The organism is Luxibacter massiliensis, from assembly GCF_900604355.1.
Lineage (GTDB): Bacteria > Bacillota > Clostridia > Lachnospirales > Lachnospiraceae > Luxibacter > Luxibacter massiliensis.
Map to the genome: position 1 here is coordinate 3,116,064 of NZ_UWOE01000001.1, position 21,782 is coordinate 3,137,845.

At 45.6% G+C, this 21,782-nt stretch carries 22 protein-coding genes; 2 read left to right on the top strand and 20 right to left on the bottom strand.

All coding sequences use genetic code 11. The features are described 5' to 3' along the window. Positions 1-32: 32 nt before the first annotated feature. Positions 33-1,259, bottom strand: coding sequence for a glycosyltransferase family 4 protein (locus EFA47_RS14310; RefSeq protein WP_122643899.1), 1,227 nt, complete (start codon positions 1,257-1,259; stop codon positions 33-35). A 155-nt stretch (positions 1,260-1,414) separates the two neighbouring features. Here EFA47_RS14310 and EFA47_RS14315 point away from each other — a divergent pair, with 155 nt between their 5' ends. Together EFA47_RS14315 and EFA47_RS14320 are read left to right on the top strand one after the other, a co-directional pair. Beyond that, a complete protein-coding gene (locus EFA47_RS14315) occupies positions 1,415-2,008 on the top strand; it encodes a chromate transporter (RefSeq protein WP_122643900.1) in 594 nt (197 codons plus the stop codon). Continuing rightward, positions 2,005-2,568, top strand: a complete 564-nt coding sequence (locus tag EFA47_RS14320) for a chromate transporter (protein WP_122643901.1) — start codon at positions 2,005-2,007, stop codon at positions 2,566-2,568. Before EFA47_RS14315 ends, EFA47_RS14320 begins: the two co-directional genes overlap by 4 nt. On the opposite strand, the gene EFA47_RS14325 is transcribed toward EFA47_RS14320, so the two are convergent. From EFA47_RS14325 to EFA47_RS14415, 19 genes are all read right to left on the bottom strand, one after another. Beyond that, positions 2,553-4,043 (bottom strand): HAMP domain-containing sensor histidine kinase, encoded by a 1,491-nt coding sequence (locus EFA47_RS14325; RefSeq protein ID WP_122643902.1) that lies wholly within the window; start codon positions 4,041-4,043, stop codon positions 2,553-2,555. The two genes, EFA47_RS14320 and EFA47_RS14325, sit on opposite strands and share 16 nt — an antisense overlap. A gap of 16 nt (positions 4,044-4,059) precedes the next feature. Next, positions 4,060-4,755 carry a response regulator transcription factor gene (locus tag EFA47_RS14330; RefSeq protein WP_122643903.1) on the bottom strand — a complete coding sequence of 232 codons (696 nt, stop codon included), beginning with the start codon at positions 4,753-4,755 and terminating at the stop codon, positions 4,060-4,062. Positions 4,756-4,780: 25 nt separating this feature from the next. Further along, complete coding sequence (locus EFA47_RS14335; protein ID WP_164690014.1) at positions 4,781-5,539, bottom strand: lantibiotic immunity ABC transporter MutG family permease subunit; 759 nt, start codon at positions 5,537-5,539, stop codon at positions 4,781-4,783. Beyond that, positions 5,536-6,312 carry a lantibiotic immunity ABC transporter MutE/EpiE family permease subunit gene (locus EFA47_RS14340; protein ID WP_122643905.1) on the bottom strand — a complete coding sequence of 259 codons (777 nt, stop codon included), beginning with the start codon at positions 6,310-6,312 and terminating at the stop codon, positions 5,536-5,538. The genes EFA47_RS14335 and EFA47_RS14340 overlap by 4 nt, the downstream gene beginning before the upstream one ends. Beyond that, positions 6,312-7,031 (bottom strand): lantibiotic protection ABC transporter ATP-binding protein, encoded by a 720-nt coding sequence (locus tag EFA47_RS14345; RefSeq protein ID WP_122643906.1) that lies wholly within the window; start codon positions 7,029-7,031, stop codon positions 6,312-6,314. Before EFA47_RS14345 ends, EFA47_RS14340 begins: the two co-directional genes overlap by 1 nt. 429 nt (positions 7,032-7,460) lie before the next feature. Continuing rightward, positions 7,461-7,949 (bottom strand): VOC family protein, encoded by a 489-nt coding sequence (locus EFA47_RS14350; protein WP_122643907.1) that lies wholly within the window; start codon positions 7,947-7,949, stop codon positions 7,461-7,463. 40 nt (positions 7,950-7,989) lie between these two features. Beyond that, positions 7,990-8,901 carry an alpha-hydroxy acid oxidase gene (locus EFA47_RS14355; protein ID WP_122643908.1) on the bottom strand — a complete coding sequence of 304 codons (912 nt, stop codon included), beginning with the start codon at positions 8,899-8,901 and terminating at the stop codon, positions 7,990-7,992. Positions 8,902-8,937: 36 nt separating this feature from the next. Next, on the bottom strand, positions 8,938-9,483 hold the full coding sequence (locus EFA47_RS14360; RefSeq protein ID WP_122643909.1) for a VOC family protein: 546 nt from the start codon (positions 9,481-9,483) through the stop codon (positions 8,938-8,940). A gap of 91 nt (positions 9,484-9,574) precedes the next feature. Then, entirely contained in the window at positions 9,575-10,420 is an 846-nt protein-coding gene (locus EFA47_RS14365; RefSeq protein ID WP_122643910.1) for a carbohydrate ABC transporter permease, read from the bottom strand. Between the two features lie 12 nt (positions 10,421-10,432). Next, entirely contained in the window at positions 10,433-11,320 is an 888-nt protein-coding gene (locus EFA47_RS14370) for a carbohydrate ABC transporter permease (protein ID WP_122643911.1), read from the bottom strand. Between the two features lie 80 nt (positions 11,321-11,400). After that, a complete protein-coding gene (locus EFA47_RS14375) occupies positions 11,401-12,756 on the bottom strand; it encodes an ABC transporter substrate-binding protein (RefSeq protein ID WP_122643912.1) in 1,356 nt (451 codons plus the stop codon). A gap of 375 nt (positions 12,757-13,131) precedes the next feature. Next, the gene (ptsP, locus tag EFA47_RS14380; RefSeq protein WP_122643913.1) at positions 13,132-14,856 is read right to left on the bottom strand and encodes a phosphoenolpyruvate--protein phosphotransferase; all 1,725 of its coding nucleotides are present in this window, start codon (positions 14,854-14,856) and stop codon (positions 13,132-13,134) included. Positions 14,857-15,110: 254 nt separating this feature from the next. After that, the gene (locus EFA47_RS14385) at positions 15,111-15,917 is read right to left on the bottom strand and encodes an HpcH/HpaI aldolase family protein (protein WP_122643914.1); all 807 of its coding nucleotides are present in this window, start codon (positions 15,915-15,917) and stop codon (positions 15,111-15,113) included. A 119-nt stretch (positions 15,918-16,036) separates the two neighbouring features. Further along, positions 16,037-17,089, bottom strand: coding sequence for a Gfo/Idh/MocA family protein (locus EFA47_RS14390; RefSeq protein ID WP_122643915.1), 1,053 nt, complete (start codon positions 17,087-17,089; stop codon positions 16,037-16,039). Between the two features lie 66 nt (positions 17,090-17,155). Further along, positions 17,156-18,121 (bottom strand): D-2-hydroxyacid dehydrogenase, encoded by a 966-nt coding sequence (locus EFA47_RS14395; RefSeq protein ID WP_122643916.1) that lies wholly within the window; start codon positions 18,119-18,121, stop codon positions 17,156-17,158. Between the two features lie 20 nt (positions 18,122-18,141). Further along, positions 18,142-19,056 carry a sugar phosphate isomerase/epimerase family protein gene (locus EFA47_RS14400; RefSeq protein WP_122643917.1) on the bottom strand — a complete coding sequence of 305 codons (915 nt, stop codon included), beginning with the start codon at positions 19,054-19,056 and terminating at the stop codon, positions 18,142-18,144. A 14-nt stretch (positions 19,057-19,070) separates the two neighbouring features. After that, positions 19,071-19,754 carry a PHP domain-containing protein gene (locus EFA47_RS14405; protein ID WP_122643918.1) on the bottom strand — a complete coding sequence of 228 codons (684 nt, stop codon included), beginning with the start codon at positions 19,752-19,754 and terminating at the stop codon, positions 19,071-19,073. 4 nt (positions 19,755-19,758) lie between these two features. Continuing rightward, positions 19,759-20,022 (bottom strand): HPr family phosphocarrier protein, encoded by a 264-nt coding sequence (locus EFA47_RS14410; protein WP_122643919.1) that lies wholly within the window; start codon positions 20,020-20,022, stop codon positions 19,759-19,761. Between the two features lie 386 nt (positions 20,023-20,408). After that, positions 20,409-21,767, bottom strand: coding sequence for an MATE family efflux transporter (locus EFA47_RS14415; protein ID WP_122643920.1), 1,359 nt, complete (start codon positions 21,765-21,767; stop codon positions 20,409-20,411). Between the last annotated feature and the right edge of the window lie 15 nt (positions 21,768-21,782).

The following is a 21,782-nucleotide window of genomic DNA, read 5'->3' on the forward strand; positions in this document are numbered from 1 at the left end:
CGCACTTGTCAATCTATGCCGCTTGCCGGCAGTCATACACACTCTATTATCTTTTTACATATATTCTCCCAGGAGATCCTTTCCAGGCCAGGCCGCCCGGTATCCTCCCTATCGGCACATGCCCGGACGCCGCGGGCAAGCCGCTGCTCGAACGCATCCAATCCATCCTCATAGGGTTCATCGGTATTTTTCATAGGCGGTAAATCAACATAAACAACCGGGGCATTTTCTGTATTTTCCTCGATCCACTCCCGCACTCCCGGCAGGTCTGTGACTACTACCCTGGCCCCACAGGCCAGCGCCTCTATTACAGTGAGGGGCAGTCCTTCAAAAAAAGACGGAAGGATAAATATATCGCTCATGCCATAAACCTCTGCAAGTTTATCCTGAGAAAGTTTCCCCAAAAACTCTACCGGGTATGGGCTTGCCTGGGCAAGCCTTTTAATCTCCTCATACTCCCCTTTATTCCCATATCCCCCTGCAAGGCGCAGTATGACTCTATCCTTCTCGGCCCCCAGATAAGAAAGGCTCCTTATAAGGCTCATGACCCCCTTTTTCTCCGACAGCTTCCCCGCAAACACCAGCTTTAAGCGCGTATCCTGGATCCCGGCCTTCTCCTGCTTGTCCCTAGGAAAAAATATATTGCTGTTATAGCCTGTGCCGATAATCTGAATGATTCCCTCCTCTGCTCTGCCGGATATGTCCCCCTCCTGCCAGTAGGTGCTTATAATTTCTTCCTTCTGCTTTTTATGCAGGGCAAAAATCCCATCCAGCCGCTGTACCTGCTTCCGTATATATTCACGCTCCATGGGATTCTTTTTCATCTGCCGCAGATCTGTATTATGACAAAAGCCATATACTTTGTGGCCTGGAAATAGTTCCCTTGTCAGAGCCGTCACCAAGTATAAATGATGGCACAAAATAAGATCCGGTGAAAACTCTCGGACTGCCTCTTTTATCCGCTTCCCAAAGGCAGTCTTGAACTGCACAATCATCTCCTCCGTCATCTGCGCGTAAACTGTACTCTCATAAGGCATCTCATCTGACATCCCTGCAATAGGGAAAGGGAGGGACTGTGTGTTAAAAAATACGGGGTAGAATGCCACATCCCCTGGGAAAGCAATATCATCATCTTCATAAACTCCGGCAACGACCGCCTGTCCATGCCCCTGGACGGCAAATCCTTTTACAAGCTCACTTAAATATACACCGCTTCCGGTGCTGTCTGGTTTTTGTGCTGTTATACTTAATATTTTCATTACCCTTGTTCCTCCTCTGTGAACGAATGTCCACTGCCATCAATGCCTTTTACAATTCTCGTCTTTTGTTTCCATTATCTATGTCTATATAATAATACTACTTTCCTTATGTATCAACACAAGATATACTGTTATTGACAGGAGGGCTATTATTAATGGAAGAAACAACAAAAACTAGAAAAAAACCAGAAAAGAAAAATATTTTATTGACCCTTTTTAGCGCCACCTTATATTTAAGCACATTTACATTTGGGGGCGGCTATGTCATCATTACCTTACTGAAAAATAAGTTTGTAGATTATTACCACTGGATTGATGAGGAAGAAATGTTAGACCTGGTGGCAATTGCCCAGTCTTCTCCGGGGGCCATTGCCGTAAACGGTGCCATTGTCGTAGGCTATAAGCTCTGCGGCCTCCCGGGAGTACTTGTATCTGTGGCAGGGGCAGTCATCCCGCCTATGGTTATCCTCTCTCTTGTGTCTATGTTCTATGAGGCTTTTCAGGGCAACCCCTATATTGCAGCTTTACTCGGGGGGATGACCGCCGGTGTGGGCGCCGTCATTGCCTCTGCAGCCTATGATATGAGCTGTGCTGTTGTAAGATCTAAGGACTGGGTCCATATTGCTATTATGCTGATCTGCTTCTTAACCAGCTACTTTTTACACGTAAATATCGTACTTATTATTGCCCTGACGGCCTTGTTCGGCCTCATAAGAACTTTTATCGAGGGGAGGAAAGGAAAAGCATGATCTATGTAAAATTGTTTCTCAGCTTCCTGCAGATTGGCTGTTTCAGCTTCGGCGGCGGATATGCCGCCATGCCTTTGATACAGGAACAGGTTGTCACCCTGCACCACTGGCTTTCCTTAAATGCGTTTACTGATCTGGTAGCAATTGCTGAGATGACCCCCGGCCCCATAGCCGTAAATGCCGCCACTTTTGTAGGTACACAAATTGCCGGCGTACCAGGGGCGATAATAGCCACTATAGGATGTATTCTGCCATCCTGCATCTTTGTTACCTTGCTTGCATCTGTTTATAGTAAATACCGCAGCCTCCCGCTGCTTAAGGGAACTCTTGCATCCCTTCGCCCTGCTGTGGTTGCAATGATAGCCAAAGCAGGACTTACAGTGATTCTGTCCTCCTTTTTTATAAATGGGGTGGTATCATTTGCACGCCAGGACATTTCTGTCAGGATGGTGCTGTATTTTATCCTTTCACTCATACTGCTGCGCAAGGTAAAGATGAATCCCATTTTAGTGATGGCATTGTGCGGTATACTTGAAGTCTTTTACTATGTTATCCGGTAAGAAGTGTCCGGTGGGTATGCCTGGACTGTTATCTCGTCCAGCAGGGCATATTCATGCCAAAACCTGACATAGGCGCCGCCAGATTTTATATTACCAATTTCAACGGATCCCCCCAGTAATTCTGACAATTGTTTTACGATATACAGGCCCAGGCCAGAATGTCCGCCTTTACTGGGACGGGCTTCATCCCCGCGGTAAAATCTCTGGAAAGCTTTTTCCATATCCTTTGGCCCAAACCCCTGTCCGGTGTCAGAGACAGAATAAAACATGTATGTATCATCACATTGCACGGATATCTCTATCTGACCGCCGTCAGGAGTATATTCTATACTGTTTGTCACAATATTGTCCAGTATCCTTTCCACCTTATTTATGTCTATATGCATCACATCGGGTATCCCATTTAATATTTTAAGGGCAACGCTTATTTTTTTCTCCTTTGCCTGTAATATATAGCCTTCCTTCTTCCTCTCCAGAAAATCAACTAGATTAACAGGCATTTTTATTATTTCCACGCTAAGAGAAGACAGATCTGAAGTATACTGCATCTGTTGGACCAAATTAATAATTTTCCCTATATTCTCTTCTATAACCGAAACATACTGCTCTTGCTCCTCTGTAAGGTCAGTGTCATCAGCAATTGTTTCTGCATATGCCTTTATGACAGACAGCGGGGACTTCATGTCATGTGCAAGCGCTCCCACTGTTTCTACATGCTCCTGTTCCATCTTCCACTGTGCGGACAGGGATTTTTTCAACTCTTTCTGCATAGCCATAAAGGCCGCGCACAGCTCCCCCAATTCATTATTTGCCTGATAATCAATAGAGAAATCCAAATTTTTATTCTTTATCTGCTTAGCACCCTCTGTCAATATGCGCAAGGGTTTTGATATGCCCTTTGCAAATTTCTTGGAAAATAAGATTGAGAATAATACCAAATAAAGTATAGGAGAACATACAAAGATAAATAATGTGCCCCGTATCCAGAGGTTATGATTGTTTACATCAGATAAACTCAGTGAATAAAGCACAGAGACCGCCCCTTGTATTTTACCAGTATGATCAATGATGCCTATCACACGTATAAAATAACCTTCTGCACTGAATGTTGTATTTAATTTCTTAAACATATCCTCTTCCGATGAAAATAACTGCCCCTCAAACGAACCATATATAATTTCTGCTTTATTATCTACAACCTGATAGAAAAAGTCATCCCCCCGGGTCAGTCCCCCTAAAGTGTCTTTACAAAAGGGAGACAATATATCTGTCCCCATCTCCTTCGCATACTGCTGGATCTGGGGAATCCTTCCTTCATAATAATTTGACGGATTTATGCTGCCGTCGCTGAGGCCATAGTTAAATGCAATTGCCAATATTATGTAGGTGATAAGGGAAGCGGCGGCCGTGGATATAACAATATAGACCAAGGTCATACGGAACTGTGAACCTAAAGTACGATTTTTCATTTTCATGGTATCCTGTCACCTTTCATATCTTATTCCATTTATATCCAATTCCCCACACTGTACAAATATACTGCTCTTTTGGGGGCGCTGCGGCAGAAAATTTTGCCCTGATTTTCTTGACTCTCTCCACAACGGTAGTATTGTCGCCTGTGCTGTCATATCCCCATACACTTTCATAAATCTGCTCTTTGGTAAACACTTGCCCTGCATGAAGGGCGAGAAACTCCACAATATCATACTCTGTTTTTGTCAAGGGGATGTCCGTCCCCTGAATCTTCACAGTACGCCCCTGCATATCCAGGGCCAAATGCCCAAAGGACAGCCTGGTCCTTTTATTTTCCCCCTCCATATAGGCGGATCGCTTTTCCCGCCGCAGGTTAGCTTCAATCCTCGCCATCAGTTCCCGGACCCCAAAGGGTTTTGTAATATAGTCATCTCCGCCAAGTGTAAATCCTTTAATTATATCCATCTCCGACTGCCTGGCACTTAAAAATAAAATAGGGCAAAAGACCTTTTCGCGTATGGCCCTGCATACTTCAAACCCATCTGCTTTTGGCATCATAATATCAAGAATAATTAAATCCGGCATTTCGGCTGCCAGCTCAATCCCTCTCTGGCCGTCATATGCCGCCAATACTTCATGTCCGTTTTTCTTTAATTTTTTCTCCAGCAGAGAAACCAGATCCACCTCATCGTCGATAATTAGAATTTTACTCATAGCGCCAGCGCCCCCTTATGAAAACCTATTCCCTGGATTTTGGCCCCTCCCAGTTATGGAACCAGGCCAGTCCCCCTGCCAAAAAAATAATACTAAAAACAATGCTCAAAACAACAGCCAGCACAAATTGTCTGATAACACCAGAAGCCGCCTCAGACATCAGGGATAAGGACATAGGGAACATTGCCATCTTCACAGGATATGTCCACGGCAGAACATACCACAGTTTATCCCCGAGGGATGTTGTCCCCATCAGGACTGCCATCAGAATCCCGGCTATGCCCAGGCCGGCAGAGGCCCCCATACCCCATGTAAAACTGACCCATACATGGATGGCCAGTATAGGGAGGGAGCCGCACACTGCCAGCAAGGAAGCAGCTAAAAATAAAACTGCGCCTATATTGCCACTCCGAACCAATTTTAACCCTATACAAATCATCAGTGTAGTTAGAATTGTGCAGATTGTCAAGGATATTACGGATAGGAAGAATTTTCCTAAATACAGCTTCCCCTTCGGCACTACTATATTTAACAGATTATTAAAATTTCCGGCAGCCTCCTCCTCATAAATATAGTACCCTGTTATAACGCCAATCCCCACGGGCATCATGAGAGCTGCCCAGACCATATAGAACGCCTCATATATGAATTCCACTGATAGATCCGCCCGGTAAGCACAATAGGCAGCCATACATGCGGAAAAACAAAGGGGCAGGAAAAAGATGAGCCAGCGGATAATTGTACGTTTTGTTTTCAGCCATTCAGATAGTACTACCCTTATCATAGTTCCCTCCTGCCAAACCATATTCCAGTTGCGGTGGTCAGCACAGCCAAAAATAAAGCCGAAGCCGCTATCCCCAAAGGGATAACCCCTGTATTTAACAGAGCGCTTCCAGAATCAAGAAGCACGCCGTTTGGATGTACCCCGACTACAGGGCACATAAGCCTGGCAGCATGGCTCCAGGGACATAAAAACCAAAAATCTGTGGGCGCTAATAGAACCCCTATAGTGGACCCCAGAAATCCCACGCCTATACTTATCAGGATCCCCCCCGCCGCTGCAGTCCACAGCTGAAATGGTATCAGGGCCAGTGACGTAAACCAGCATAACAGGCCTGCCGCCAAAATCTTTCCCAGGGGCATGGTTCCTTCTGCCGCAAAAAGGCCAGTAGCTATTACGATGATAATCAATATTACTGTAGACAAGAAGGAAATAACAGCCATTCCTGCAACTTTATTGACCCAGATTTTAAAGGGGGAAATATTGTGTGAACACAACGCCCGGTATCTGCCCGCTTTTCTCTCCTGTGAGTCTGCCAGGCCGGCAAATATCCCCATGCCCAGGGGCAGGAAGAGCACGGGCCACCAATTATATATCATAGCTAGGAAGGACAGCCAGCTTGTTCCCGTATATCCGCTGGCCGCTGCTGTAGGATTACTGTTTATAATCATGCCCGTTGCAATGGCATAGACCGCGAAAAAGGCCGGAATAAAAATAATCAATTTTGCTGTAAATGTCCTCTTATATTTCAGCAGTTCAGCTCCAATCTGTCCCATTATCCTCTTCCTCCCTTCAAGACTACCTCTGTAAAAAATTGTTCCAGATTCTCATACCCAAGGCTTTCATCCCGGGAATCGGGAACTCCCTGGAATAATAACTTTCCATTACTGATAATACCTATCTCATCGACTACCTGCGCAACTTCAGATAATATATGGCTGGATAAGATAACCGTAATTCCCTGGGACGGGAAGGATGAAATAAGTTCCCTCAGTTCTTGAATCCCAAATGGGTCGAGTCCGTTTGTAGGTTCGTCCAAAATCAGCAATTTGGGATTATTTAGGAGCGCGGACGCAATGCCAAGTCTCTGTTTCATGCCAAGCGAAAATTGGGACACTCTCTTCTTGCCTGTATCTTTCAGATCGACAATGCCCAATACTTCATCAATACGTGTTTCTGGGATTCTAAGAAGTTTTGTATGGACCATAAGATTTTCCCTGGCAGTCAGGTTCCCGTATAGAGCCGGTGATTCAATCAGAGAGCTAATCTCAGAGAGAAAGGCTCTTTTCCAGGGTTTTCTATTAAATAGGATTGAACCGCCAGTCGGCCGCAGCAAGCCTACAATCAATTTTAACGTAGTGGACTTTCCCGCCCCGTTGGGCCCCAGCAGTCCGTATATACTGTTTCTTTTGACCTGCAGAGAAAGATTGCAGATAGCCTGATGCCTGCCATAGTATTTTGTCAAATTTTTTGTTTCCAGAATCAAATCTTCCATTGTGTATCTTCCCTCCTGTAATATTAAAAGCTACTTGTTTCTGCTGGCATAAGTCCCCCTGCTTTCGGAACATATTTATTAATTCATGCCCTATCTGGGTAAAACCGCCCGCTACAAGCAATAACTCATTAAACACACTTTAGCATATAAAAATAACCAATCTATAACCGTTTAAAATATTACGCCCAAAGAACACCCCACAATGTATACCCCCAGTCAAAAACCCCGCCGCAAGCATACGGGGCATCAAACTAGCAGCGATGCAGGCATGGGGGTATTAGACCCTGGCGGCAGCCGCCAAATGGACATGTAAACATGTCCCCTTGGCTTGCTGCCCTCGGAAATAAATATGCCTTTAAATAAAAACCTCCGGGCGCCAACACGGGGCACCCGGAGGTAAAAGATTACCAGAGGATTATAGGTTTTTTATCAATCTTTGACTTCCTTCATATGGAAAAGCTTTTCCATGGGGTTGTCATCTGTCTTAAACTGGAGGATTTCATAGAACATCTTACTATGTTCCATATCATCCATATACACATATTTGGCACGGGGAGATTCCCCTGTCTGGCTCGTTATCATGCCCAACCCTTCACAGCGTTTAATCTCTTCATCCACATCCTCGCAGCGGAACGCGATATGATGGGGGCCTTCACCGTATTTTTCTAAGCTTTCATGCCATGCAGTATCTCCCTCTCCTATGGGTTCCAACATCTCAATCTGTGTATTATGCAGGTTAAACAACACCTGTTTTACCTTTCCGCTAGAAGGTTTTCCATGATATTTTTGGTTTTCTGGGTTGGATTCGAAAATAGGCGGTACCTCAACCCCCAAAAAATCTGCCAGCTGCTTTGCTGATTTATTAATGTCTTTCACAATGATTCCTATTTGAACAACAATATTAGAACGAAGGTTCATTTCTAATTTCCTGCCTTTCTTTATAATATAGATAAACTTTTTATACCATCCGGTTTTCCAGATATCTCACAACAGAGGCGTCAAAATGGCTGACATCCTGACAGCCTGTCATCCCCATTAGATATGCAAGATCAGCTGTAATTTTCTGAATTTTTGCTTTTACGCCATCGGCGCCTTTCTCTCCCAACGGCCCCATCAGCGCACGCCCCACTCCGGCAGCGCTTGCGCCCAGCGCCATTGTCTTATAAACATCTGCGCCGCTTTCCAGGCAGCAATCCACGAAAACCGGCATCGTGCCGCCGACAGCTTTCAAAATCTCGGGCAATACCATAAGCGGCGGCGCTGCATAGTCAATAATTGCATTATGATGGGAAACGATCATTCCCGCCGCCCCCATCTCAGCGCATTTGCGGGCATCCTGTACGCTTAGAACACCTTTTACAATAAAGGGAAGTTTAGATTCCCTCACAAACCCTTTCATATCTTCCAAGCTTTTTGCTGCCATTTTGTGGCCTTCCAATGTCATGTATTTTCCATTTCTGGCAAATGGATGATCCACATCCATGCCCACTGCAAGTGCGCCGCAGCTCTCTGCATGCCTTATTTCCCGCAGAACTTCTTCCGGGTCTTCATAGGGTTTAATAATCTTAACGACCTTTGCCCCTGTGCCTATCATTTTTTCCAGTTCTTCATCGCTTCCCAGGCCGGCCCATACAAGGGCGCCCGCTGCTGCTGCGCCTCTTGCCATTTCTACCATGCCGTCCCTGCAGATTCCTTCAAGATGGGACAGGGCTGCAGTCATTACTGGTGTAGCAAATTTTTCTCCAAAAAGTTCAAACTCTGTGGATGGCTCTGCGGTATCTATGACACGCATTTCCAAAACCAGTGATTCCAGATACTGGCGGGTGATCCTGTTAGAGATACGGCCCCCCATCACTTTTAAATTATCCATAATAATTCGTCCCCTCTGTCTTCTGCGGAATAAATTTTAGACATCCAGTTTATTTTTCATTATTTCTTCGCCTTTTACCATTTTTTCTGGATGCTCATTTACATAGTCGATAATCGGTGTATTGTCTAAATCACACTTAACGTTAAATTCAATTCCCAGCTGCTCTGTTGTATCTATAAAGGAATATGTACGAGTCTTATTGTACCCTACATGATAAGGCTTTGGAGCGCCAATCTCCTGCAGTGCGTTGTAGGCTTCCTCTATATCCGGTACGATAAAGCTCATGTGCTGGAACCCATTTCCTCCGTTTTTCTCATATGTCTCTTTCCATGGACTGGGCGCCTCGCCAGGCTGTACCATCTCCACATTCAGCTGATTATTAAAGTGGAACACTGCCAGCTTGCAGTCAGAATAATCTCCGCGGCTGCCCCTGTAAAAAGCAGGTGTTTTTTCTGTAGGTGGAACATACTGTATTTCCGGCATTTCAAACCCAAATATTTTCGCCCAGTTTGCAGCAACTTTTTCTACGTCATCTACTACCATTGCGATATGGCAGACAACATCTGTACCCATTTTAGACATAATTATGTCCTCCTTTTTTGTTAATTATATTATTTATTGATAAGAACCGGCCTCATGGCCTGTTCTTTATCTCAGATAAATGCTGTGCGGATTACCCCTTCACAGCCCCCGCGGAAAGTCCGCTGATAAAGTATTTCTGTCCAATGACTCCTATAATTGCAACCGGAAGGATGATCAAGGTTCCTGCTGCCGACGCCTCACCCCAGCTTAAATCCAGGCTGTTGATAATCAGCGCAATAGCGGTAGGCGCCGTGGACGCATTTTTTGAAGTCAAAATCATTGCAAAGAAAAATTCATTCCAGGCAGAAGTAAATGTCAGAATACTCACAGACGCCAGAGAAGGAACCGATATAGGCAGGATGACCCTTACAAATGTGGACAATGCATTGCTCCCGTCAATTGCAGCAGCCTCCTCCAGCTCCCTTGGAATGGACTTATAAAATCCCCACAGCGTCCATACTACAAGGGGCAGTCCAAAAGTAGTATATACGAGAACCAGTCCTGTCCTGGTATCCAGAAGCCCCAGTGTCTTAAAAGTATTAAATACCGGAATGACAATCGCCATCGATGGAATCATGCGGAGGAACAGGTAAGAAAACGGCAGGAACATTCCCCCGGGCAGTTTAAACCGTGACATTCCATATGCACACAGAGCCCCTGTAATTCCGCATAAAAGTGTTGTGGCAACTGCTATGATCAAGCTGTTTAAAAGACGGTTCAAAAAATCCTGCCCCGCAAAAACAGACTTATATGCTGTGAAAATGGGTTCAAAAATAAGAACCAGCGGCCTTTCATATAAATCCACCAATGTGATGACGGATGTCCTCACCATCCACAGTATGGGAAGGAAGATCATCACTACCACAAGAATCCCCACAACTGTCAGCAGCGCATTGGTGATATTTTTCTTTTTAAACCGTTTACGTGTGTGATCCATTTTCTCTCCCTCCTAATCTTTTCTCATAAAGACGAGCATCAGTCCTGCCGCCATCAAACCGCAGATAAGCAGAATCAATACCGCCACTGCAGAACCATACCCCATATCCCATCCAATAAACGCTGTATTATACGTATACAGGTTGATAAACTGTGTAGAGTTTCCAGGGCCCCCTTTGGTCAAAACAAAAGGTTTTTCAAATGTTTTAAATGCATCTATGATCCGTATGACAAGTGTTGTAAAAAATACAGTCCGAATCTGTGGAAATGTTATATGTATAAAACGCTGGAACGCATTAGTTCCATCGATATCGCCTGCATCATATAAATCTAGATCCACTGACTGAAGCCCCGCAAGCAGAAGAACCATAACAAAGGGGGAACTCTGCCATGCCTCCACAAAAATCAGGGAGGGCATTGCCCAGGTTGAACTTCCCAGCCAGTTCTGCTCCGGAAGCCCCAGAACAGAGAGAATATAGTTAAATAATCCAAAATCGTTGGAAAACAGTGTCTGCCAGCAGACCGCAATTGCCACGCCGCACATCAGCGTCGGCAGAATAGATATAGACCTTAGCAATCCTTTAATTTTAATATTACGGTTCAGCATGAGCGCCAGCAAAAGGCCGAATGTCATACTGAACAGGACAGAGAAAAATGCAAAGATAAAGGTCACCTTTAATGAGTTCAAAACATCAGGACTTTCAAAGACTTTTATATAATTGCCCAGTCCTGTAAAGGTCGGTTTCCTTCCAACTGCAGGGTTGTAGTCACAAAAGCTCATTACAATCGTGTAGAGAAGCGGGTATATGGCGCAGACCGCTGTAAGTAAAAATGCAGGAGCACAAAACAGCAGACCCGTTCTCTGCATTCTTTTTTCCCGCGCACTTTTAATACGTTTCATAAGTTCTTATACTCCTTATCATTTTTTAATCAGGGCTGGGCGCCAATATAGGGCGCCCCCCCCTTGCCGCAAGGTTGCTTTTACTCTTTTAGTTCACCGCTGTCTTTCAGTGCGGTCTCCGCTTCCTTTGCGGCGGCATCCATTGCTTCTTGTGCCGTCATATCTGTAGTGGCTGCCTGATTGATATATTTTCCGATGATTGCACGGATATTCTCAGCCTGCGTTACCTGTGGATACAGCCTGGCGTTAGCTAAAGCCTCGTCAAGCACCTTAAGGACTGGATATTTTTCCTGCAGGTCTGCATCACTTGTGACACTCTTTCTCGTAGGATTACAGTCTCCGCCTGCCTCGATTGTTTTAATCTGAGTATCTTTTGAAGTTGCAAATTTAATAACTTCCCATGCAGCATTCTTATATTCTGATGTATCCATGATCACAAAAGACCAGCCGAATGCCAGCGTGCCCCCATCGCCTGGGAGAGGAGCTACAAGGCTGTTCCCTGTAATACTGGACTTTGATGGGTCGTTATTGGCCTCTGTATATCTTGCAGGCCAGTGAATCAGCATACCCGCAGAATTACTGAAATATGCCGCCGCCTCATCATTGCCGTTCCATGCAACGGATGCCGGATTTACTACCTTGTCCTCTTTCAGCCAGTCGATATACATCTGAGCCGCTTCTACCCCGATTTCATCATTAAACGCCGGCGCATTTGTTTCCTCATCCAAATAGCTGCCTCCCATAGAATACAGAATTGACAGATAGAAGGAATTCGTATTTCCATTTGTAGCCGCATAGTCGATGGAGAGGCCATAATCACCAGTGCTTTCGTCTGTCATTGCCTTAGCTGCTTCTCTGAATTCTTCCCATGTAGAAGGGGGATTTTCTGGGTCAAGGCCCGCTGCAAGGAACTTCTCTTTGTTATAGTGCAGCATCATAATATCTGAACGGTATGGCAGTGCATATGTCTTTCCTTGATAGGCCAGTCCGTTATCAACAAAATCCTCAAAATCCAGCTCATCGGCATCCCTTTCTATAAAGCCATCAATCGGATAGATCCCCCCCGCATTGGCAAGGGCCGGCACTGTAGCTGACTGGCAGATGACATCATATGACCCTGCACTGGAAACCGCCTCCGTCATAGCCTGGGTGGGAATATCATTTCCAGTAGACTCTGTAATATTAATTTTAATATTGGGGTACTGTTCCTTAAATTCTGTCTCAAGCAGTTCCTGCAGCGCCCTTGTCTGGGGACTGGATGGCATTAGCATATTGATGGTAGCTTCTGTCTCAGGATCTAGCTTTTCGGTAAACTCGAAATCTTCTCCAGCCTCAGCAGAACTGCTGTCCGATCCACTGCCTGAACCGCCGCAGCCTGCCAGCATGGTGATGCCCATGGCACAGACCAGTAATACCGATACAATTCTTTTTTTCATTCTTCATCCTCCTTACATTTCATCCGCTTCCCAAAAACACGGCCATAACATATTAATTAATATAGAGGGAAACGAATTAAATTTTTTATTAATTTTGATGTTTTAATTTTATATATGTCGCTTTTTGTTGTCAATTTCACACAATCATCAACACATTCTTACGTTTGTATTATGTAAAAATTACAATAAATCTCCAGGCTGCGCCGCTGCATTCCATCAGTTTTTTTTCAGTTCAGGTTTAGCTTTCTTCCTCTTTTTGATTGTGTCAGTCTCTGTTTGACAGGTTGACACTCATACTGCCACATTTTTCCCAAAGCTCTTCAAACTGTGTTGTGCAAAACTTTTATTTTAATACTAATCTCCGAAAAAAAACATTTAAATTATATCTTTTTCTTTGAATACCCGGCCAATATACTCCAGAACCTCCTCCTGGCTCCCCAGGCCACAGACTGCCTCCGCTATCTGGACTGCCTCCTCAAAGGTAAATGCAGAAAGCGCCTGTTTCACCCTGGCCATATTAGCCCCGCTCATGCTCATCTTTGTCATTCCCATTCCGGCAAGAACTACTGCTGCTTTTGGATTTCCTCCCAGCTCCCCGCAGACTGAGAGTGGTTTGCCCGCCTCTCTGAAGGCTCCCGCAATTCTTCTCAGCACCCGGAACACCGAAGGAGAAAAGCTTTGGTAATAAGCACATACATCCGCATTCATACGGTCTGCAGCGTGAAGATACTGGGTCAGGTCATTGGTCCCCACACTGGCGAAATCCACTTCCTTTGCCGCCAGTTCCGCAATTTCTGCAATAGAGGGAATCTCTATCATAATCCCCAATTTTATGTTTTCATCAAAGGGTACCCTCTCCTGGCGAAGTTCTTCCTTTGCCTCCTCCACCGCTTCCCGTGCTTTTCGGATATCCTCCAGTGACCCTACCATAGGAAACATTAAATTAAGCCTGCCCTCTGCGGAAGCACGCAGTGCGGCCCTAAGCTGTGTCTTAAATAACTCAGGCTCTGCAAAGCAAAGCCGCAAGGCACGTTTTCCAAGAAAGGGGTTTTCCTCCTTTGGAAGGGAATAATAAGATAATGTCTTGTCACCGCCAATATCCAATGTCCGCAGAGTCACAGGCTTCCCCGCCGCGTGCTTTAATACACGTATATAGGCCTTATACTGGTCTTCCTCCGACGGCATATGGCTGCTGTGCATATACAAGAATTCAGAACGGAACAGTCCGACAAAATCACAATACCGGTACTCTTCACACCACTGGTCAGAACCAATATTGAGCCCAATCTCAATCTTTTGTCCGTCAGAAAGCAAACCTTCCTGCTCCAGATAATGTTCTGCCTTATTCATACTGTCGAGATAACACTTTCTTTTGTCCTCAAATTCCTGTTTTAATTCTACTTCTGGGGAGGAATATATGCATCCCTCCAAGGCATCCAGTATGCACTCCTCCCCCTCTTTTAGTGTATCCAGCAGGCTAGGCACCCCAAGAACAGCGGGAATCTTATAACTCCTCGCCAGTATGGCTGAATGGGAGGTCATCCCGCCTATTTCCGTTACAATTCCCAATACATTTCTTTTATCCATAGTTGCTGTATCTGACGGCAGCAGGTCATGCGCAGCAATAATAGAAGGACCGGGAAGTGCGGAAAGATCCTGCGCTTTCTTCCCTTGGAGAACCCGAAGAATTCTGCCGCTTACATCCCGCATGTCCGCTACCCTTTCCTGGAACAGACTGTCTTCTATGTTTCCTAGTAACGCTATATATTTATCATATACCTTTTTTACTGCGCAGTCTGGAAACAAAAGTTCATCTGCTATTGCCCCATGGATTTCCTCCGCCATCTCCTCGTCTTCCAGAATCTCCAGATGTGCCTCTATGATCTCTGCTTTGTCGTCTCCAGTTTCCCGCATTTTTTGGATGACTTCAGCCAGTTCTTCCGCAGCCTTTTTCACGGCAGCGTCAAATTCAGCAAGCCTGGCTTCCTTCTCTTCCTGGGGGAAATGTCCTTCTTCCACAATGCAGGAAGAAGGCCTGTAAATATATACTTTTCCAGCCGCAATTCCCTGGGATACGGCAGTCCCTTCTAATTTCACCATAATATGCCTTCTCCTTTCTTCCAAAATGTGTGTACTGTATCACTAAATAAAGAGTATCCCTCAGGGCATACCCAAAGGGCGCCCCTTGGGCGGAACCTTGCCTGACACAGGCAGTTCAATAAGCACAGCCTTATCGGAGGGAGTCCGCCCGTCCCCATGGGACATGCCTTAAGGGGTGTTCTTTAGGTATAAAAATACGCACTGGTACTACCCAGAAAAGGCTAATATACCAGTGCGTTTTAAAAAGTAGGACTCTATTTATCCAAAAATTCTTTTTTTGCTTCTTCTACGATGCCAATATGATCTCTCACGCGTGTTGCAAGGTAACTCATATCAAATCCCAGTACAAAAGTTACACTGAGTCCATAGGACATCCACTTTTTCATTAATTCTTTATCCTCTCCCGGGAATACCAGAATCGGTTTGTTATATTTCTTGCAAACTTCAGCCGCCTCAAACAGCATTTCTCTTACGCGGGGATCTGCTTCCTGTCCTGGAATTCCCATATCCATGGATAAATCTCCAGGCCCTAAATCCAGCATATCTACGCCTTCCACCTGGCAGATTTCTTCGATGTTGCGGCATGCCTCCTGTGTCTCAATGGTCATAATCTTAACTAACCCGCTGTCTACTTTGTCACGGCTCTTTGCATATTCAGCAGAACTTAGCAGTCCATAATCCGCTGCCCTCTGGGGGCCGAACCCACGCACGCCGTACGGAGGATAACTGCATGCCTCTACAGCCTTGCGCGCGTCTTCTGCAGTATTAATCATCGGGAAGATAATCCCGTCCGCGCCCATATCCAGAAGCGGTTTTAAGTCTACAGGGTTACTGGAGCGCATACGGAGGATAGCTGCCGCACCGCCTGCACGGGTACCAATAATCATATTCTGCATATCGTGATAGTCATTGGCCGGATGCTCTGCATCACACCATACGAAGTCTACTCCTGTCATTGCCAGCATTTCTGCTACCATTGGATCCGGGTTTGATGTACTGAATGCTGTGATGACCTCTTTGTTTTCCATTTTTTGTCTGAGTCTGTTTAAATACTTATCCATTTTTTTCTCCTTTCAGAATCTGTTATGATATCTATGTTAATAAAGCATAACCTTGTTAAACAGTTACTGCTAATTCCCCATTCAGAACCGGCCATGAGGATGCCTGCCACTTCCATACTTTAATTGGGATACTGTATTACCTTTTCCAGAGTGCCTTTCTTAGCGGACTCTGCGATTGCGATGGACACTGCCAGAGAATTATAGCCATCTATGCCGGTAATCAGGGGATCTCTGTCTTCCAGAATAGAGTCAATAAACTCGTCATCTATGCCAGTCTTAATAGGATGCTCATTTGTGCCGACCCCGGCTACCTTGTAGCACTCTTCACTGCCGTCGGGATAAGTAATTTTCACCAGGAAGTCCTCATCCACCATAACATTTAAAATACCATTCTTGCAGTATACAACAAGGCTGTTGTCCTCCGGGCCATAATAAGTCCAGCTTGTGGCAATGGTACCAATAATACCGCTCTTACTTCTTAAAATCGCGACCATATTATCCGCCACTTCTACCGGCTCACCATTTGGCTTTGTCTTGTCACACACGGCTGTGAATGCAGACGCATCCTCAAACTCCTCCTCCAAAAGCCAGCGGAGTAAATCCAGTTTATGTACGCCTAAATCCGCAATACATCCATATTCATTTAAATTTTTATCAAAGAACCAGGAACCTGTATTCCCGTCAACCGCCCAGTATTCTGCCCCAGGATGCCCGAATTTTGTACTGAAGGTCAGAACTTTTCCCAGCTTTCCTGACTTTAAGATTTCTTTTGCCTTTTTAAATGCCGCAGACATTCTCTGATTCTGTGCTACCATCAGTTTCTTTCCTGACTTCTCTGCCGCCTGGATAATACGTTTTCCAGACTCCAGTGAGGTAGTGAGGGGTTTCTCACATAATACATGGATTCCCGCATTCAATGCTGCAATGGCAGTCTCCTCATGTGTCGCGTTATCTGCACAGATGACCATGGCGTCTGGCTTTACTTTTTCGATAATCTCTTTATAATCACCGCACACAACACCACCGTACAGTTTTGCCATATCCTCTGCACGTTCTTTCACATAGTCAGTACATGCCACAATCTCCACATTGGGGTTTTCAGCCATTTCCGGGAAATGCCGTTTTATGGCAATCATCCCGCAGCCTACAATCGCAACTCTAAGTTTTTCCATCTTGTTTTTTCCTCCTTGATTTCTACATGCCTGGCAGGCACTTTTTGTTTAGTTTTGTACCATGTTTTATTTATTTACAACATTGACAGGTTTCCCGCCCAACCATGCTTTTAGATTTTCCTCTGCACAGTCCATGATGCGCTGGCGGCTTTCCTTAGGGGCCCAACTAATATGTGGCGTAATAATACAGTTTTTTGCCTTCAGCAGTGGATTGTCCCCCCGGATCGGCTCTGTGGATACTACGTCCAGAGCGGCTGCCAGGACTTTTCCACTGTTGAGGGCATCCGCAAGATCTTGTTCCACAATCAGCGGCCCCCGGCTGTTATTAAGGATGATGACATTATCCTTCATCCTGCCAATGGTGTCTTTATTGATAATTCCCTCTGTGTCTGGGAAGAGAGGGCAGTGCAGGGCAATCACGTGGGACTCTTTAAGCAGGGTATCTAAAGCTACATACTGTGCAATCCCTCGCCCTGTATCATTTTGAACTGTGTCATAAGCAAGCACTTCCATGCCCAATGCCTTTGCAAGAACTCCTGTCCTCTGGCCAATCCTCCCAAAGCCAATGATCCCCATGGTCTTACCGGAAAGTTCAATCAGGGGGTAATCCCAGAAACACCAGTCGGGGTTATTCTCCCAACGGCCCTCCTTTACCGCCTCCCCATGGTGCCCAATATGGTGGCATACTTCCAAAAGCAGGGCAATGGCAAACTGGCTGACTGAATCAGTTCCGTAGGCGGGCACATTAGTCACTGGTATCCCCTTTTCCCTGGCATATGTATAATCAACCACATTGTACCCTGTGGCAAGAACACTGATCAGCTTCATGCCAGGACAGCTGTCAATGACATTTTTGGTTATGGGAGTCTTGTTGGTATAGACTACCTCCGCCTCTCCAATCCTGCTGATAATTTCAGCCTCATCAGTCAGTGACGTCCGGTCATACACTGTCAGTTCCCCCAGGGAAGATATCCCTTCCCAGCTTAAATCGCCGGGATTTTCTGTATATCCATCTAATACTACAATTTTCAATGCTTCTCCTCCTATCCTTTTCAGATTACAAACTGCCTCATATATTTTTCTGAGAGTTTCAGGCTATCCAGGATTTTTTCCCTGCTGGACTCAAATGCCCGGTCCTCCACCTCAATACATGCATATCCGTCATACCCAATATCCGTTAAAGCAGATACATATCTGCCCCAGTCCACATCCCCAAGGCCCGGCAGCTTCGGACTCATATATTGGAGGGGGTATGCCATTGTACCCACATCTTTGAGTTTCTCTGGATAAAGTTTAATATCCTTGAAATGTACATGGAAAATCTTGTCCTTAAATTCATAAAGAGGTTCTGTGTAGTCCATCATCTGCCATACGAAATGGCTTGGGTCGTAATTAATCCCCAGATTCTCTGACGGCAGAATTTCAAAGATTTTCCTCCAGACTGCCGGCGTGGTAAATATATTTTGCCCGCCAGGCCACTGACCGCTGTCAAAAAGCATAGGGCAATTCTCTATGGCAATTTTTACACCTTTCTCCTCTGCCAGCTTAAGAATAGGCGGCCAGATTGTTCCGGCCAGCTTAAGGTTCTCTTCCACATTCTTGTACTGGTCTCTCCCGATAAATGTGCTGACCATATTGACGCCCAGCCGGGCGCTGGCATCAATAACTTTTTTCAAGTGTTCTACGGCTGCTTTCTGCTTCTCTGGATTGTGATCCATTGGGTTGGGGTAAAAAGCAAGGGAAGATATCTCCACCTTTCTTTTCGCACAATAGTCTTTAATATACGAGATTTTAGCATCATCTAAGTTCTCCACATCAATATGGCTGACTCCGGCATAGCGTCTCTCGCTCCCGCCCTTGGGCCAGCAAGCGGCTTCTACACATTCCAGGCCCAGGCTTGCCGCCGTGTCAATCATTTCTTCAAAATTCCACCCGTCCAAAATGGCGGAAATAAATCCCAGTTTCATAGAACTCCTCCTTTTTATTTTTCTTGTACGTCACACATAAGTTTATATCTTCTGGAGCGCAGCAGGTTTGTAAAAGAAAACGGGTCCCCCGGTAATTCTTCTGAAAGCAATCCACCCGCTGCAACGTCCACTGTCTGGTGGCAATCTGAACCCGCTGTCCGGATCAGTCCATAGGCCGCGGCATATTCATCTGCCCGCTCATTGAAATTTTCATGCCGAGGACTGCCATTATATACTTCTACCCCGTCCAGGTAACACGCAATTGCGGGAGTACACTTCCGCCGGTAGGGATGGGCCTGGATGACCAGCACTCCCTCTTTCCTGGCAAAGGATGCAAAGTTGGAAATCCCCATGCGGAATATCATTTCAGGGTTTCTTAAAAATTCTTTCCTAAACCCATAAATCAGGTAGTCGTTCTCGCATTCGTCAAAGCGTACCTCTGCTCCCTGATATACAATAATTCCATACTTCCTGCACTCTGCAGCTACTCTTTTATACCCCTCCAGGAATCTCTCCACTTTATCTTCCCCAGACTGTAGATCTACTCCCAGGTGGGCAAATGTAGTTCTGTTATAATGGTCGGTCACGGCAATCCCATGATAGCCTGCCTCGTGATATGCCCTTGCCAGCGCCTTTGCATCCATCCGCCCGCATTTGCTGATATGGCTGGTGTGGAGGTGTGTCTCAATTTTATACATGCCGCTATTCTCCACATCCTGACTCCAGCAGCTGTGTCAGGTCTGCCATGGCCTCTGCCTCATCATCCCCCTCTGTCTGCAGTTCAATCTCTATCCCTTTTGCCAACCCTGCTGACAGGATGGATACGGTGGATTTTCCGTTCACACTGCTGCCGTTAGCAATAATCTTTGTCTCACTCTGATATTTTTTTGCCGTCCTGGCAAATACTGCAGCGGGACGTGTATGCAGTCCTGACGGATTGCTGATTACCAGTTTTCTCTTTACCACAAAACCTCTCTCCCTTCCTGATTGCTGTCAGGTATACCATACAAAATTTATAGAAATACCTCACAATAATATCTTGTTTCACCTCTTGTTTATTGGTAGTTTTTAATATAAATATGCTTGTTTTGTTTGTCAATTTTGTAGCAGAGATAACACAACGAAAAATATGTGCCATAGCATTTTCTACATTTTCCCTCTCCCCTGTAAGTTAAAGAATCCCGCCTGCCAGGCTCTTTTTGTGCTGTAAAGCGAGTCTTGGGGCGGAATCCTCTCCTTCGTTCAAATAACATTGTGTTATTTCTTTGTATCATTCATGACACAGATAATCCTATATTGCTCCGGCAGATAACACGCCACGGCATAATATAAAACTATACATAATACAAATATCAAAAATTTTTTATTTTTTTCCAAATCACAAGATAGCAGACGAACTGTGCAGCACCTGTCACCACCCAGCTCACCGGGAATGCAAGGTAGAGCGTATCTAGTGTCCTGTTCATCGGGAACACTGTCAAAATCCATAGAATACGCAGGCCGCAGATTCCCACTATGGCGATCACCATCGGAAGCCATGCATACCCGAACCCCCTTACCATCCCACATACTACATTCATCATGCCGCATAGAAATTGAAACCCGCACACATAGATAAGCCTAAGCATCCCATATTGGATGACCGCATCATAAGAAGGGTCGCCGGAAGAAATATATATACTCAGAAGCTGACGCCCGAAAAGGCAGGTCAGCCCCCCCACAGATATGCCCAGAATCAGCACAATTAGCAGAGCATCCCGGAAAATAACCGGAATACGCTTTAATTTCCCGGCCCCCATGTTCTGGCTTGTAAAAGTTACCGCCGCCTGAAAGACCGCGTCCATAGCCAGGCTTGTGAAAGTCTCCAGGTTGCCTGCCGCCGAAGCGGCAGCAATCACATTGGCCCCAAAAGAATTTACTGTGCTCTGGACGATTACATTGGATACATTAAAAAAGGCAGTCTGCAGTCCGGCGGGCAGTCCCACGGAAAGCATGTTTTTTGCCTCCCTCCAGTCCATCTTTAGTTTTTTTAAGTCCAGATGCCCGCTCCCCTCAGTATGGGCCAGGCAGTAAAGGACAAGAATGAGGGAAATATACTGGGCGGCAACCGTGGCAATCGCCACGCCTGCCACATCCAGGCCAAAACCAACTACCAGAAGCAGGTTCAGGCTGATATTTATAATGCCGGAGAACACAAGAAACAAAAGGGGCTTTTGGGTATCCCCAAACGCCCGCAAAATAGCAGCACCAAAGTTATAAGTAATGTTGGCAGGCACGCCCAAGAAATAAATACGCAGATAAAGCGAAGACAGGCTCATTATTTCTTCCGGGGCGCCCATCAGCCGCAGCAGGGGAACAGACAAAAAAAGCCCCAGGATAAGCAGTCCGATCCCTAGTAAAATACTAAGTGCAATCGCCGTATGGATTGCGGTGTTGACAGACTCCTCATCCTGGCAGCCCAGATACCGTGCCACAACAATATTCACTCCGATAGATACTCCCAGAAATGTCCCTGTCAAAAGGCCAATAAGAGATGTGGTGGCGCCCACTGCAGCCAGGGAATTCCCACCTGCAAACTTCCCCACCACTATCATGTCTGACGCGTTGAACAGAAGCTGCAGAATCCCCGTAGCGGCCAGTGGAAGGCTGAACACCAGAATTTTTCTGAATACAGGGCCTTCCACCATATTAATAGTATAGATTTTCTTCATTTTATTCATTCCTCT